Genomic DNA, 13,736 nt, shown 5'->3' with positions numbered 1-13,736 from the left:
CCCCGGTACCGCACCGCGCCCCGGCATCCCGCCGCCCGTCGCTCCCCGCATCTCATCCTCCGCATCTCATTCCCCGCACCCGCAGGACGTGCGGTGGATGAAAGTGCAGGGGAGGCGGATGGTGCGTGGGGGACGGGCGGGGGTTTCGAGGCGGTCCAGGAGGAGCTGGACGGCCGCGGCGCCGATCTCGCGGCTGGGCTGGGAGATCACGGTGAGGCGGGGGGAGAAGAGATCCGCCCAGGAGAAGTCGTCGAAGCAGGCGAGGGCGATGTCGCCCGGTACCCGGAGGCCCAGTTCGCCGAGGGCCTTCAGGGCGCCGATGGTCATGGCGTTGTTAGCGGTGATCACAGCGGTGGGCGGTTCGGGCGCCGCGAGGAGGTGCCGGGTGGCGTCCTCGGCGCCCTCGGCCTCGGAGTTGCCGCCCGCGAGCAGCTCCGGCGCGAACGGCAGGCCACGGGAGCGCAGCCCCTCGCGGTAGCCCGCGACGCGTTCGGTGGTCGTGCTGAGGCCGGGGAGGCCGGCGATCAGACCGATGCGGGTGTGGCCCAGGTCGGCCAGGTGCTCGACCAGTTGCCGTACGGGGGCCGTGTTCTCGGCGCACACCTGGTCGTGCGCGTCGCCGACCAGGCGGTCCAGGAAGACGGTGGGGACCTCGCGCTTGGTGACGTACTCGACGAGCTCGGCGGGTTCGGCGGAGGGGGCGACGATCATGCCGTCCACGCGGCGTTCGTGCAGCAGCTGGACGACCTTGCGCTCGTGCGCCGGGTCGTCGTGCGGGTCGGCGATCAGCAGGCTGTACCCGGCCTCCAGCGCGCCCGCCTCGACGCCCTGGAGGATCTCGGTGAAGTACGGGTTGCTGATGGCGGAGACCGCGAGGCCGATGGAGCGGGTGCGCGCGGTCACCAGGGAGCGGGCGAGGGTGTTGTGGGTGTAACCCAGCTCGTCGATCGCATCCAGGACGGACTTGCGGGTGTCGGGGCGTACGGGGCGGGTCTCGTTCAGGACGTGCGAGACCGTCGCGACGGAAACCCCCGCGCGACGTGCGACATCCACCATCGTCGCCATGCGATGCCGTCCTCCCCGACGTGGCCGACGTGTCCGACGGCGTGCGTGATTGTGGGGAAACCGTAACGCATGAGAAGCGTGGCGTAAACGCTTGCGTAAGCGTTTACGTGCGGGCTAGCCTCCCGGCAACCGAGGTGCGACGAAGCTCCCCGCAACCGAGGTGCGACGAAGTACCCGCCCGCGAGCCGAGGCGCGAGGGGACTCTCCGTCACCGGGGGCGACGGAGCTCCCGATGACCGGGTGCGACGGAGCCCTGGTACGGAGCCCCGGCTGAAAGCCTTGGTACGGAGCCCCGGCAGGGGTTCCGGTACGGGCCCTCGGGCGGGACGCGGCGCAGCCGCAGCACCGGGGGCCCGCAGCACCCAGAAGCCGCAGCACAACGAAGTGGAGGCGCGATATGCGCGCTGTCGTGGTCACCGAGCCGGGCCGAGCCGCCCCGGCCGACGTGCCGGACCCCCGGCCTGAACCCGGCGAGGTCGTCGTCCGCGTCTCCTCGTGCGGCCTGTGCGGGACGGACATGCACATCCTCGGCGGTGAGCTGCCGCCCGTGACGTACCCGGTGATCCCCGGCCACGAGCTGACCGGTGAGGTCGTCGCGGTCGGCGAGGGCGTCGCCGTGCCGGCCGTCGGTGACCGGGTCGCGGTGGACCCGAACATGCCCTGTGGCGCCTGTCATTACTGCCGCATCGGCCGCGGCAACCTCTGCGAGGACTACCGGGCGATCGGTGTCACCCAGGCCGGCGGCTTCGCCGAGCGGGTGGCCGTCCCGGCGCGCTGCTGCTACGTGATCCCGGCGTCCTTCTCCGAGGCGGCGGCGGGTCTGATCGAGCCGCTCTCCTGCGCGGTGCACGGGCTGAACCGGCTGCCGCGCCGCCCCGGTGAGCACTACCTGATCTACGGTGCGGGCACGATGGGCCTGATGATGGCCGCGCTCGTACGGACCGCGGGCGCCGCCTCCGTCTCGGTGGTGGACCTGAACGAGGAGCGGCTGGCGTTCGCCGAGTCGTTCGGCCTGGACGCGGCTGTGACCAGCGCGGACAAGCTCGCGCTGGGCAAGGGGCCGGGCTTCGAGGTGGTGGTCGACGCCACGGGGGCGGTGCCCGCCATCGAGGACGGGCTGGGACGCGTCCGCAAGGGCGGAACGTTCCTGCAGTTTGGTGTGACGGACCCGTCCCGTAAGGCCGCGTTCTCGCCGTACCTCGTCTACAACAGCGAGATCGACATCATCGGGTCGATGGCCGTGCACAACAGCTTCCAGCCCGCCATCGACGTACTCGCCTCCGGGCTCGACCTCGACCCGCTGGTCAGCGACGTCTTCGGGCTGGAGGACTTCGACGAGGCCGTCGCCCGCTTCAAGGCCGGTACCGGCCGCAAGATCCACATCGCTCCGCAGAAGAAGGGGTGAGCGCCGTGTCGACCCGCCTCAAGAACGCGCTGATCTGGGTCTTCGGCGCGCTCGGCGGCATCCTGTGGGGTTACGACACGGGCGTGATCTCCGGGGCGCTGCTCTACATCAAGCGTGACATCCCCATGACCCCGCTGCTGGAGGGCATGGTCGTCTCCGGGCTGCTGGTCGGCGCGATGCTGGGCGCGGGCCTGTCCGGGCGGCTGTCGGACTCCTGGGGCCGCCGGCGGCTGATCCTCGCGGCCTCCGGGGTCTTCATCCTCGGCACGCTCGGCGCGGCGCTCGCCACGCACGTCTGGGCGCTGATCGTCTTCCGGTTCGTCCTCGGCATCGGCGTCGGCATCGCGTCCGTCGTCGTCCCGCTGTACCTGACCGAGCTGGCGCCCAAGCACGTACGCGGCGGGCTGGCCTCGCTGATGCAGCTGCTGGTCACGGTCGGCATCTTCCTCGCGTACCTCACCGACTACCTCTTCCACGACTCCGGCGCCTGGCGCTGGATGATCGGGCTCGGCGTCGTGCCGGCGGCGGTGCTGGCGGTCGGCATCATCACGCAGCCGGAGAGCCCGCGCTGGCTGGTCGGCAAGGGACGCGGCGACGAGGCGCGGCGGGTGCTGTTCCAGCTGCGCGGGGAGGGCGATGCGGCCCGGGCCGAACTGGCGGAGATCGAGGAGACCGTACGGACCGAGCGCGAGCAGACCGAGAGCCTCACCTTCAGGCATCTGCTGTCGCCGAGGCTGCGGCCGGTGTTCGTGGTCGGGATGCTGCTGGTGTTCTTCCAGAACTTCGTCGGCATCAACACGATCATCTACTACGCGCCGCGGCTGCTGACCAACGTCGGCTTCGGGGACAGCGGCGCGATCATCGCCACCATGGGGGTGGGCGCGCTGAACATGCTGATGACGCTGCCCGCCATGCGGCTGATCGACCACAGGGGGCGCAAGCCGCTGCTCCTCTGGGGCGCGCTGGGCATGTGTGCCGCGATGGTGCTGCTGGCCGTCACCAACCTGAGCGGGCTGGGCTACGGTGCGCTGCTGTCCACCCTCACGCTCTTCGGCATCGGCCTCTACATCGCGTCGTTCGCCGTCTCCTGGGGGCCGGTGCAGTGGGTGATGCTGCCCGAGCTGTTCCCCATGCGGCTGCGGGCCGCGGCGGTCAGCCTGTGCGTGATCTTCAACTGGCTGTTCAACATGGTGGTCGCGCTGGCGTTCCCCTCGCTCCTGGACACCTTCGGGGCGGGCGCCAACTTCCTCTTCTTCGCGGTGATGACCTTCCTCGCCTTCGTGTTCGTGCGGAAGCTGCTCCCGGAGACCAAGGGGCGCAGTCTGGAGGCGATCGAGCAGGACCTGCTGCGGGGTAAGGCGGACCTGGCCGGGGGCGCGGATTCCGTCCCGGTATCGTCGGGAAGCAGCGCCGGCCCCTGAGAGCGCGCGCGTCCCGTGAGGGGCGCGCACCCCGGGGGAGGCATCCCGCCTTCGGAACGCAGGAGTCATGACCATGAGTGAGCCCCTCCACCGCCGTACCGTGCTGCGAGGGGCCGCGCTCGCGGGCATCGCGTGCGTCGGCGCCGCCGCGTGCTCCACGGGCGGCTCGGGGTCGGGGTCGGGGTCGGGCTCGGTCCCGAAGGCGCCCACCCAGGAGACGGAGCTGGGCGCCGCCGCCGACGTACCGGTGGGCGGCGCCAAGCTCTACCCCGAGGAGAAGCTGGTCGTCTCGCAGCCTGCGAAGGGCGAGTTCAAGTGCTTCAGCTCGGTGTGCACGCACGCGGGCGCGGTCCTGAACGCGCTCGACAAGGAAGTGGCGACCTGCCCGTTGCACGGGAGCCGGTTCGACGTGGCCACCGGCAAGCCGGTGCACGGCCCGGCGACCACGCCGCTGGAAGAGGTGCCGGTGAAGGTCGAGGGCGGCAAGCTGATCGCGGGTTGAGCCCGCGCCCGCCCCGAAGGGCTGAGCCGCACGCGTCCCGAAGGCGTGGCCCGCAGCACCCGAAGGCCGCGCCCGCCCCGAAGGGCTCAGCCCCAGTCCCATTCGATGCCGAGCAGGCCCGGGCGTACCGACTGGTCGACCAGGTGGACGGCGCGGTGCTGACCCGTGAGGGTCAGGTCCTGGCGGGCCGTACGGGGCGCGGCCGTCGTCGCCTGGGCGAAGCGGCCGCAGCGTACGGGGAGCGCCGCCTCGTCGAAGCGGACCTGGAGGACGTACTGCCCGCCGGGGAAGGGGAAGCCGCGCAGGTACTCCGTGCTCTCGCCGGCGGTGCCGTCGCGGAACCCGTAGGAGAAGACGTACGTGTCGCCGGCCCGCAGCCGGGTGTCGAAGAGCAGCTCGGCGACCACGAGCGGCGCTTCGGGGACGTACCGCACCCGGCCCACCCGGCAGTTCTCCGTGGCCCGGACGGCCATCCGGGCCGGGTCGGCGCCCTCGTCGCCGCAGTGGATGGCGACGTACCGGTCGATGCCGTCCCGGTGCGCGCGCACCACGTGCTGCGACTCGCGGTCCAGCAGCTCGCGCCGCGCGCCGATGCGTACCCGCTCCGACTGCCCCACGGTGTGCAGCCCGCCGTCCGTGGGGGCGCCCAGGTCGGCGAGGAGTTTGCGCACCACCTCGGAGTCCTCGGTCAGGGTGCGGTACGACCGGCCCGTGGGGCGCTCCACGTCCGGGTACACCGGGGTCTGCGACTCCAGCAGCCGGGTCAGCGCGCCGTCCGGCAGCTCCAGCACCTCTTCCAGCGCGGTCACCGCGCGCAGCGACTCGGGGCGCTGCGGGCGGCGGGCGCCCTGCTGCCAGTAACTGAGGCTGGTGACGCCGACCTTGATGCCGCGCTGCGCGAGCTTGTACTGCACGCGGTGCAGGGCGAGCCCGCGTTCGGCGAGCGCGACCCGGAGGGCCAGGTGGAACGGCCCGGTGCGCAGCACCTGCGCCAGCCCGTCCGATGCGGCGGTGTCCTGTGCCATTGCCAACCCTCCGGTGCGCGGGGTGAACGTTCACAACCGGAGTTCACACGTCCCGCTGGCGCTGTCCGTTCCTCGCAGATCGCCGGGCAGGGGACGTTCACATCAGGGCCCGTCCGTCCACACCCCCGCGTCATCTCGCATTGAAGCGTGTTGACCTGCCCCGGACAACACCTGATGCTCCTCAGCATCATCCGGATGCGTTCCTCTCCCTCTTCCCACCCCCCTCGGGAGGACCGCCATGCACCGCCCGTCCCGCCGCACACGCTCGTGCCGTACCCGCGCAACGCGCCGCAGATGGCCCCTGATCGCGGCCGTCGCCGCCGTCCTCACCGGCTTCCCCGCCGCGACGGCGACGGCCGCCCCCGACACCGCGCTCGGCAGCAAGAAGCTGAACATCACGATGCAGGCCCAGCAGAACAGCAACTGGTGCTGGGCGGCCTCCGGCAACACCATCGCCGCCTGGTTCGGCCGGAACTACAGCCAGAACCAGTTCTGCAACGCCTCCTTCGGGCGGCAGCAAGGCACCACCTGTCCCAACAGCCAGGCCACGCTGGGAGACGTGCAGAACGGCCTCGACTGGGCCGGCATCAACCCCGGCAGCTACGTCAGCGGCTACCTGAAGTACAGCACCGTACAGAGCGAGATCAACGCCAACAGGCCCGTGGAGACCCGCATCCGGTGGTCCTCCGGGGGCGGCCACATGCACGTCCTGTACGGCTTCGACACCGCGGACAACTGGGTGTACTGGGGCGACCCCTGGCCCGACAACAACCGCTACAACTGGGGCGATTACCGCTACTACGTCAACGGCAGCGAGTTCTCCTGGACGCACTCCCTCTACCGGATCGGAGCCTGAGGCGATGACGCACCGGAACGTGAAGCGGGGCGCCGTCACCGCGGCGCTGGCCACCGCACTCGCCGCCCTCGCGCCGCAGGCCGCCCTGGCCGCCGACACCCCCGCACCGCCCAGGGCGCCGGCCGCGGCGAGCGTGGCCGCGGCCCACGAGGCGGCTACCGCGCCGGACACGCTGGAGACCCTCGCGCGCTTCTTCGCCCGCGACGGCAAGGCGGGCGTCAAGGCGGCAGCGCCGCGCATCGAAGGCGCCACCGTACCCGTCTACGTGCTGTCGCCGGACTTCGTGCGCGGCCGCTCCGGCGCCCCGGTCGCGAAGCTCGGCTTCCTCGCCAGCAAGGCCGTCTCCACCGACGGCCGGGAGGCGTCGGTGTGGACCGTACGGCCGCGGGGCGCGGACGCCTGGCGGGTGGTGAACATCGCCACCGGCGCCGACGAGACGGCGTACGCGGCCAAGGCCAGGGCCGTGGGCGGCACGCTCTTCCGCGAGCCGCAGATCGACGCCTGGTACGCCCAGCGCGGGGACCGCGTCCTGCCGCTGGACGCGGACGCGAAGCGGGCGGTCGGCGCGTCCGGGACGACGGTCGCCGCGTACCAGAAGCGGGTGCACGCCGCGTACGGCGACAAGCTCCCCGGCTCGGCGTACGACCGGCGCGGGGAGGCCGGCGGCTACGGGAAGACCACCGGGGCCTCCGGCGCCGCTGCGGACCGTCCGGCCGCGGCGCCGGCAGCCCAGCCGGTCGCGGCGGCCACCACCGGGGACAGCGGGCCGCTCGTCGCGGTGCTGACCGCGCTGGGCACCGTGGTCGTGCTGGCCGTCGGCGGCGCGCTCGTCTCCCGCAGTCTGCGCCGCTGACCGCGCCCGGCAGCCGCCCGTACCGGCTTCCGTGAGCGGCTCCGGCGCCACCCCCGTACCGGCCCCGGCCCCCTGCGACGCATCCCGCCGCGGGCCGGGGCCCTCCACATGCGCCGGCCGGTGTGCTCACCTGTGCCCGGGTTGTCAGTGGTCACCAGTAGGGTGGCGGACATGGCAGACCCCAGCAGCTATCGACCCAAGCCGGGACAGATCCCCGACTCGCCGGGGGTCTACAAGTTCCGGGACGAGCACCGACGGGTGATCTACGTCGGCAAGGCCAAGAGCCTGCGCCAGCGCCTGTCGAACTACTTCCAGGACCTGGCCAACCTCCATCCGCGTACGCGCACGATGGTCACCACCGCGGCGGCCGTGGAGTGGACCGTCGTCTCCACCGAGGTCGAGGCGCTCCAGCTGGAGTACAGCTGGATCAAGGAGTTCGACCCGCGGTTCAACGTCAAGTACCGCGACGACAAGAGCTACCCGTACCTCGCGGTCACCCTCGACGAGGAGTTCCCGCGGGTCCAGGTCATGCGCGGCGCCAAGAAGAAGGGCGTGCGCTACTTCGGTCCGTACGCGCACGCCTGGGCCATCCGCGAGACCGTCGACCTGATGCTGCGGGTCTTCCCCGTCCGCACCTGCTCCGCCGGGGTCTTCAAGCGCTCCCGCCAGATCGGCCGCCCCTGCCTGCTGGGCTACATCGGCAAGTGCTCGGCGCCCTGCGTCGACCGGGTCTCGGCCGAGGAGCACCGCGAACTGGCCGAGGAGTTCTGCGACTTCATGGCGGGCCGCACGGGCGCGTACATCCGCCGCCTGGAGCGGCTGATGGCCGAGGCCGCCGAGGAGATGGAGTACGAGAGAGCGGCCCGGCTGCGCGACGACATAGAGGCGCTCAAGCGCGCCATGGAGAAGAACGCCGTGGTGCTCGCCGACGCCACGGACGCCGACCTCATCGCGCTCGCCGAGGACGAGCTGGAGGCCGCGGTCCAGATCTTCCACGTGCGCGGCGGCCGGGTGCGCGGCCAGCGCGGCTGGGTCACCGACAAGGTCGAGAACGTCGACACCGCGGCCCTCGTGGAGCACGCCCTCCAGCAGCTCTACGGCGAGGAGCGCGGCGACGCCGTGCCCAAGGAGGTCCTGGTCCCGGCGCTGCCCGACCCCGTCGAGCCGGTCCAGCAGTGGCTGTCCGAGCGCCGCGGGGCGAACGTCTCGCTGCGCATCCCGCAGCGCGGCGACAAGAAGGACCTGATGGCCACGGTCCAGCGCAACGCCCAGCAGGCCCTCGCGCTGCACAAGACCAAGCGCGCCTCGGACCTGACGACCCGCTCCCGGGCGCTGGAGGAGATCGCCGAGGCGCTGGACCTGGACTCGGTGCCGCTGCGCATCGAGTGCTTCGACATCTCCCACCTCCAGGGCGACGACGTGGTGGCGTCCATGGTCGTCTTCGAGGACGGGCTGGCCCGCAAGAGCGAGTACCGGCGCTTCCAGATCAAGTCCTTCGCCGGCCAGGACGACGTCCGGTCGATGCACGAGGTGATCTCCCGCCGCTTCAAGCGGTACCTGGCGGAGAAGCAGCGGACCGGCGAGTGGGAGGAGGCCGGACCGGACACCGGCGGACCGGTCTCCGGGCCCGCGCCGGGTCCCGCGGACCTCTCCGGGCCCGTACCGGAGCCGGGCGACCTCTCCGGGCCCGCGCCGGGCCCGAAGGACGAGGAGGGCCGCCCCAAGCGCTTCGCGTACCCGCCGCAGCTGGTGGTCGTCGACGGCGGCCGGCCGCAGGTCGCCGCGGCGCAGCGGGCCCTGGACGAGCTGGGCATCGACGACGTCGCGGTCTGCGGGCTGGCCAAGCGCCTGGAGGAGGTCTGGCTGCCCGGCGAGGAGGACCCGGTCGTACTGCCCCGGACGAGCGAGGGGCTGTACATCCTCCAGCGCGTCCGTGACGAGGCGCACCGCTTCGCCATCGCCTACCAGCGCAACAAGCGCGGCAAGCGGCTGACGGCCGGCCCCCTGGACACCGTGCCGGGCCTCGGCGAGAGTCGCCGCCAGGCCCTCCTGAAGCACTTCGGGTCCCTGAAGAAACTCAGGGCCGCGACGATCGAGGAGATCTGCGAGGTGCCCGGCGTCGGCCGCAAGACCGCCGAGACCGTCGCGGCGACCCTGGCCCAGGCCGCTCCGGCCGCCCCGGCGGTGAACACCGCCACCGGAGAGATCATTGAAGATGAGGGGGCACCGCAAGCTGCGCTGCCTTCGGAACAGGGACAGGAACGATGAGCGACAGCAGCCCCGAGCAGCAGACCGAGAGAGAAGGCGCGCCGAGTGCGGCGCCGATCCGCGACGACCAGGACCGCAGCCCCGCGATCCCCGAGCTGGTGATCATCTCCGGGATGTCGGGGGCCGGGCGGAGCACGGCCGCGAAGTGCCTGGAGGACCTGGGCTGGTTCGTGGTCGACAACATCCCGCCCGAGCTCATCCCGCCGATGGTCGACCTCGGCGCCCGCTCCCAGGGCAACGTCGCCCGTATCGCGGTGGTCGTCGACGTCCGCGGCCGCCGCTTCTTCGACAACCTCAAGGAGTCCCTGGCCGCGCTGGACGCCGCGCACGTCAAGCGCCGGATCGTCTTCCTGGAGTCCTCCGACGAGGCCCTGGTCCGCCGCTTCGAGTCGGTGCGCCGCCCGCATCCGCTGCAGGGCGACGGCCGGATCGTCGACGGCATCGCCGCCGAGCGCGACCTGCTGCGCGAGCTGCGCGGCGATGCCGACCTGGTGATCGACACCTCCAGCCTGAACGTCCACGAGCTGCGCGCCAAGATGGACGCCCAGTTCGCCGGCGAGGAGGTTCCCGAGCTGCGGGCCACGGTGATGTCCTTCGGCTTCAAGTACGGCCTGCCGGTCGACGCCGACCTCGTGGTGGACTGCCGCTTCATCCCGAACCCGCACTGGGTCCCGGAGCTGCGCCCGTACACGGGGCTGAACGAAGAGGTGTCCAACTACGTCTTCAGCCAGCCCGGGTCCAAGGAGTTCCTGGACGGCTACGCCGAGCTGCTGCGCATCGTCGCCGAGGGGTACCGCCGCGAGGGCAAGCGGTACGTGACCATCGCGGTCGGCTGTACGGGCGGCAAGCACCGCAGCGTCGCCATGTCGGAGAAGCTCGCCCGCCGCCTGGTCTCCGAAGGAGTCGAGACGGTCGTCGTCCACCGGGACATGGGGCGCGAGTGACCAGCCGCACGCCCCGGATGCGCCGCGTACGCCGGCTCGTACGGGGCAGCACGAAGGGTGCCACCCCGAAGGTCGTCGCTCTGGGCGGCGGCATGGGCCTGTCCGCCTCGCTCGCCGCGCTGCGCCGCATCACGCGCGACCTGACCGCCGTGGTCACCGTCGCCGACGACGGCGGCTCCAGCGGCCGGCTCCGCGACGAGCTGGGCGTCCTGCCCCCCGGCGACCTGCGCAAGGCCCTCGCGGCGCTGTGCGGCGACGACGACTGGGGCCAGACCTGGGCCCGGGTCATCCAGCACCGCTTCATCAGCGGCGGCGAGCTGCACGACCACGCCGTGGGAAATCTCCTGATCGTCGCCCTGTGGGAACAGCTGGGTGACCACGTCCAGGCGCTCGACCTGGTCGGCAAGCTGCTGGGCGCACACGGCCGGGTGCTCCCGATGTCCGCCGTACCGCTGGAGCTCCAGGCCCTGGTCAAGGGCCACGACACGGACCGGCCGGACGAGATCTCCACCGTCCGTGGCCAGGCCACGGTCGCGCTCACCCCCGGCGAGGTGCAGTCCGTGCACGTCGTCCCCGAGGCCCCGCCGGCCGTCCCGGAGGCCGTCGAGGCGGTCCGGGACGCCGACTGGGTGGTGCTCGGCCCCGGGTCCTGGTTCTCCTCCGTGATCCCGCATCTGCTGGTGCCACAGCTGTGCGAGGCGCTGGAGGAGACCAAGGCACGTAAGGTTCTCTCGTTGAACCTCGCACCCCAGCCGGGGGAGACGGACGGGTTTTCCCCGCAGCGTCATTTGGAGGTTTTGGCCCGACACGCCCCTAAACTCGCCTTCGACGTGGTGCTGGCCGATCAGGACGCCGTGCCCGACCGGGACGGTCTGACCGGAGTGGCCAAGGAGCTGTTCGGCAGCGAGGTCGAGCTGGCGGCCGTGGCCGCTCAAGGGGGAGCCACCCAGGCGAAGCCCGGGGGCGGCTCCCCTCGGCACGACCCCGAGCTGCTGGCCGCCGCGTACGACCGTATTTTTCGGATGCATGGAAGGATCGGCCCATGGCGATGACGGCAGCGGTGAAGGACGAAATCTCCCGGCTCCCCGTCACCCGGACCTGCTGCCGGAAGTCGGAGGTCTCGTCGATCCTTCGGTTCGCGGGCGGGTTGCACCTGGTCAGCGGGCGGATCGTGATCGAGGCCGAGCTGGACACGGGCATCGCGGCCCGGCGGCTCCGCAAGGACATCCTGGAGATCTTCGGACACTCCTCGGACCTGGTGGTGATGGCCCCGGGCGGACTGCGCCGCGGCAGCCGGTACGTCGTCCGGGTGGTGGCCGGCGGCGACCAGCTCGCGCGCCAGACCGGCCTGGTCGACGGCCGTGGCCGGCCCATCCGCGGCCTGCCTCCGCAGGTGGTCTCGGGGGCCACCTGCGACGCGGAGGCCGCCTGGCGCGGCGCCTTCCTGGCGCACGGCTCGCTCACCGAGCCCGGCCGCTCCTCCTCGCTGGAGGTGACCTGCCCGGGCCCGGAGGCGGCGCTCGCGCTGGTCGGCGCGGCCCGTCGGCTCGGCATCGCGGCGAAGGCCCGCGAGGTGCGCGGCGTGGACCGGGTGGTGGTCCGTGACGGTGACGCGATCGGCGCGCTGTTGACCCGGCTCGGCGCGCACGAGTCGGTGCTGGCCTGGGAGGAGCGCAGAATGCGCCGCGAGGTGCGGGCCACCGCCAACCGCCTCGCCAACTTCGACGACGCCAACCTCCGCCGCTCGGCGCGGGCCGCGGTCGCCGCGGGCGCCCGTGTGCAGCGCGCGCTGGAGATCCTCGGCGAGGAGGTGCCGGAGCACCTCGCGGCGGCCGGTCGGCTGCGGATGGAGCACAAGCAGGCCTCCCTGGAGGAGCTGGGCGCGCTCGCCGACCCGCCGCTGACCAAGGACGCGGTCGCGGGCCGGATCCGCCGGCTGCTCGCGATGGCCGACAAGCGTGCGCAGGATCTCGGCATCCCCGGTACCGAATCCAATCTCGCCGATGACCTCGCCGAGGGCATGGTCGGCTGAAACGGTCAGAAACGGGCACGATACGGTCGCGGACGTCCTTCGCTGGGTTCGGCGCGGGCCGCCCCGCCGAGGGTCGTCCGCAGACCCGCGAAGGCTCCCCCGACCGGCCCCGCCGCAGACCCCCGTACGGCACTGCTCACCTGAGCTCCCCGGCGCTCCATTTTTCCTTGGGGCGTAAGGGAAGACGCGTATTTCAGGGGAGGGCTCCGAGCACCCCTGTCAATGTCACGTACGTTACGTATTGGGGGTAGGGTCGGAGGCGGTCGGGGACATCCCATACAGCTCGCCGGGTGCAGATCCGGCGTACCAACGAGGAGATCGGTTCGTGACGATCCGCGTAGGCATCAACGGCTTTGGCCGCATCGGTCGTAACTACTTCCGCGCGCTGCTGGAGCAGGGTGCGGACATCGAGATCGTGGCTGTCAACGACCTGGGTGACACCGCGACCACCGCGCACCTGCTGAAGTACGACACCATCCTGGGCCGCCTCAAGGCCGAGGTGTCGCACACCGAGGACACCATCACCGTCGACGGCCACACCATCAAGGTGCTGTCCGAGCGCAACCCGGCGGACATCCCCTGGGGCGACCTGGGCGTCGACATCGTGATCGAGTCGACCGGCATCTTCACCAAGAAGGCCGACGCCGAGAAGCACATCGCCGGTGGCGCCAAGAAGGTCCTCATCTCGGCTCCGGCCAAGGACGAGGACATCACCATCGTGATGGGCGTCAACCAGGACAAGTACGACGCGGCCAACCACCACGTCATCTCGAACGCCTCCTGCACCACCAACTGTGTGGCGCCGATGGCCAAGGTTCTCGACGAGAACTTCGGCATCGTCAAGGGCATGATGACGACGGTCCACGCGTACACCAACGACCAGCGCATCCTGGACTTCCCGCACAAGGACCTGCGCCGCGCCCGCGCCGCCGCGGAGAACATCATCCCGACCTCCACCGGTGCCGCCAAGGCCACCGCGCTGGTCCTCCCGCAGCTCAAGGGCAAGCTGGACGGCATCGCCATGCGCGTGCCCGTGCCCACCGGCTCGGTCACCGACCTCGTCCTGGAGCTCGACCGCGAGGTCACCACCGACGAGATCAACGCCGCCTTCCAGAAGGCCGCCGAGGGCCAGCTCAAGGGCGTCCTGGAGTACACCGAGGACCCGATCGTCTCCTCGGACATCGTGAACACCCCGGCCTCCTGCACCTTCGACTCCGGCCTCACCATGGCCCAGGGCAAGCAGGTCAAGGTCGTCGGCTGGTACGACAACGAGTGGGGCTACTCCAACCGCCTGGTCGACCTGACCGTCTTCGTCGGCGGCCAGCTCTGAGCCCTGCCTGACCCGCAGGGCAGCACCACGCGTGA

Annotated in this window: 12 protein-coding genes; 10 read left to right on the top strand and 2 right to left on the bottom strand. The window is 71.6% G+C overall.

Annotated elements, in window-relative coordinates:
* Positions 1–66: 66 nt before the first annotated feature.
* Positions 67–1,065 (bottom strand): LacI family DNA-binding transcriptional regulator, encoded by a 999-nt coding sequence (locus tag AAC944_RS10150; RefSeq protein ID WP_030619246.1) that lies wholly within the window; start codon positions 1,063–1,065, stop codon positions 67–69.
* A 397-nt stretch (positions 1,066–1,462) separates the two neighbouring features.
* On the opposite strand from AAC944_RS10150, the gene AAC944_RS10145 reads away from it, so the two are divergent.
* The 3 genes from AAC944_RS10145 to AAC944_RS10135 all read left to right on the top strand — a co-directional run bounded on the left by AAC944_RS10145 (position 1,463) and on the right by AAC944_RS10135 (position 4,393).
* The gene (locus tag AAC944_RS10145; protein WP_030619244.1) at positions 1,463–2,470 is read left to right on the top strand and encodes a zinc-dependent alcohol dehydrogenase family protein; all 1,008 of its coding nucleotides are present in this window, start codon (positions 1,463–1,465) and stop codon (positions 2,468–2,470) included.
* A gap of 5 nt (positions 2,471–2,475) precedes the next feature.
* Positions 2,476–3,891 (top strand): sugar porter family MFS transporter, encoded by a 1,416-nt coding sequence (locus tag AAC944_RS10140; RefSeq protein ID WP_030619243.1) that lies wholly within the window; start codon positions 2,476–2,478, stop codon positions 3,889–3,891.
* Between the two features lie 73 nt (positions 3,892–3,964).
* Positions 3,965–4,393: a Rieske (2Fe-2S) protein gene (locus AAC944_RS10135; protein ID WP_030619241.1), complete on the top strand. Its 429-nt coding sequence runs from the start codon at positions 3,965–3,967 to the stop codon at positions 4,391–4,393.
* A gap of 86 nt (positions 4,394–4,479) precedes the next feature.
* Here AAC944_RS10135 and AAC944_RS10130 read toward each other — a convergent pair whose 3' ends face one another.
* Positions 4,480–5,418: a hypothetical protein gene (locus tag AAC944_RS10130; protein ID WP_030619239.1), complete on the bottom strand. Its 939-nt coding sequence runs from the start codon at positions 5,416–5,418 to the stop codon at positions 4,480–4,482.
* Positions 5,419–5,656: 238 nt separating this feature from the next.
* Here AAC944_RS10130 and AAC944_RS10125 point away from each other — a divergent pair, with 238 nt between their 5' ends.
* The 7 genes from AAC944_RS10125 (at position 5,657) to gap (ending at position 13,701) form a co-directional block, all read left to right on the top strand.
* Positions 5,657–6,274 (top strand): papain-like cysteine protease family protein, encoded by a 618-nt coding sequence (locus AAC944_RS10125; RefSeq protein ID WP_030619237.1) that lies wholly within the window; start codon positions 5,657–5,659, stop codon positions 6,272–6,274.
* Between the two features lie 4 nt (positions 6,275–6,278).
* Positions 6,279–7,127, top strand: coding sequence for a hypothetical protein (locus tag AAC944_RS10120; RefSeq protein WP_030619233.1), 849 nt, complete (start codon positions 6,279–6,281; stop codon positions 7,125–7,127).
* A gap of 171 nt (positions 7,128–7,298) precedes the next feature.
* A complete protein-coding gene (gene uvrC / locus AAC944_RS10115; protein WP_030619229.1) occupies positions 7,299–9,395 on the top strand; it encodes an excinuclease ABC subunit UvrC in 2,097 nt (698 codons plus the stop codon).
* Positions 9,392–10,339 (top strand): RNase adapter RapZ, encoded by a 948-nt coding sequence (rapZ, locus tag AAC944_RS10110; RefSeq protein ID WP_368397097.1) that lies wholly within the window; start codon positions 9,392–9,394, stop codon positions 10,337–10,339. The genes uvrC and rapZ overlap by 4 nt, the downstream gene beginning before the upstream one ends.
* Positions 10,336–11,391, top strand: a complete 1,056-nt coding sequence (locus tag AAC944_RS10105) for a gluconeogenesis factor YvcK family protein (RefSeq protein ID WP_030619223.1) — start codon at positions 10,336–10,338, stop codon at positions 11,389–11,391. Before rapZ ends, AAC944_RS10105 begins: the two co-directional genes overlap by 4 nt.
* Entirely contained in the window at positions 11,382–12,371 is a 990-nt protein-coding gene (whiA, locus tag AAC944_RS10100; RefSeq protein WP_030264446.1) for a DNA-binding protein WhiA, read from the top strand. Before AAC944_RS10105 ends, whiA begins: the two co-directional genes overlap by 10 nt.
* Positions 12,372–12,696: 325 nt before the next feature.
* Entirely contained in the window at positions 12,697–13,701 is a 1,005-nt protein-coding gene (gene gap / locus AAC944_RS10095) for a type I glyceraldehyde-3-phosphate dehydrogenase (RefSeq protein ID WP_030619220.1), read from the top strand.
* The last annotated feature ends 35 nt before the right edge of the window (positions 13,702–13,736 follow it).

Origin of the sequence: Streptomyces sclerotialus, from assembly GCF_040907265.1 — a bacterium.
GTDB lineage: Bacteria > Actinomycetota > Actinomycetes > Streptomycetales > Streptomycetaceae > Streptomyces > Streptomyces sclerotialus.
This window is presented reverse-complemented; position numbering and strand designations above follow the sequence as displayed.

Bases quoted from the DNA above. Each gene is read 5' to 3' on its own strand.
- AAC944_RS10150 (WP_030619246.1), bottom strand. From the start codon at position 1,065: ATGGCGACGATGGTGGATGTCGCACGTCGCGCGGGGGTTTCCGTCGCG.
- AAC944_RS10145 (WP_030619244.1), top strand. From the start codon at position 1,463: ATGCGCGCTGTCGTGGTCACCGAGCCGGGCCGAGCCGCCCCGGCCGAC.
- AAC944_RS10135 (WP_030619241.1), top strand. From the start codon at position 3,965: ATGAGTGAGCCCCTCCACCGCCGTACCGTGCTGCGAGGGGCCGCGCTC.
- AAC944_RS10130 (WP_030619239.1), bottom strand. From the start codon at position 5,418: ATGGCACAGGACACCGCCGCATCGGACGGGCTGGCGCAGGTGCTGCGC.
- AAC944_RS10125 (WP_030619237.1), top strand. From the start codon at position 5,657: ATGCACCGCCCGTCCCGCCGCACACGCTCGTGCCGTACCCGCGCAACG.
- AAC944_RS10120 (WP_030619233.1), top strand. From the start codon at position 6,279: ATGACGCACCGGAACGTGAAGCGGGGCGCCGTCACCGCGGCGCTGGCC.
- uvrC (WP_030619229.1), top strand. From the start codon at position 7,299: ATGGCAGACCCCAGCAGCTATCGACCCAAGCCGGGACAGATCCCCGAC.
- rapZ (WP_368397097.1), top strand. From the start codon at position 9,392: ATGAGCGACAGCAGCCCCGAGCAGCAGACCGAGAGAGAAGGCGCGCCG.
- whiA (WP_030264446.1), top strand. From the start codon at position 11,382: ATGGCGATGACGGCAGCGGTGAAGGACGAAATCTCCCGGCTCCCCGTC.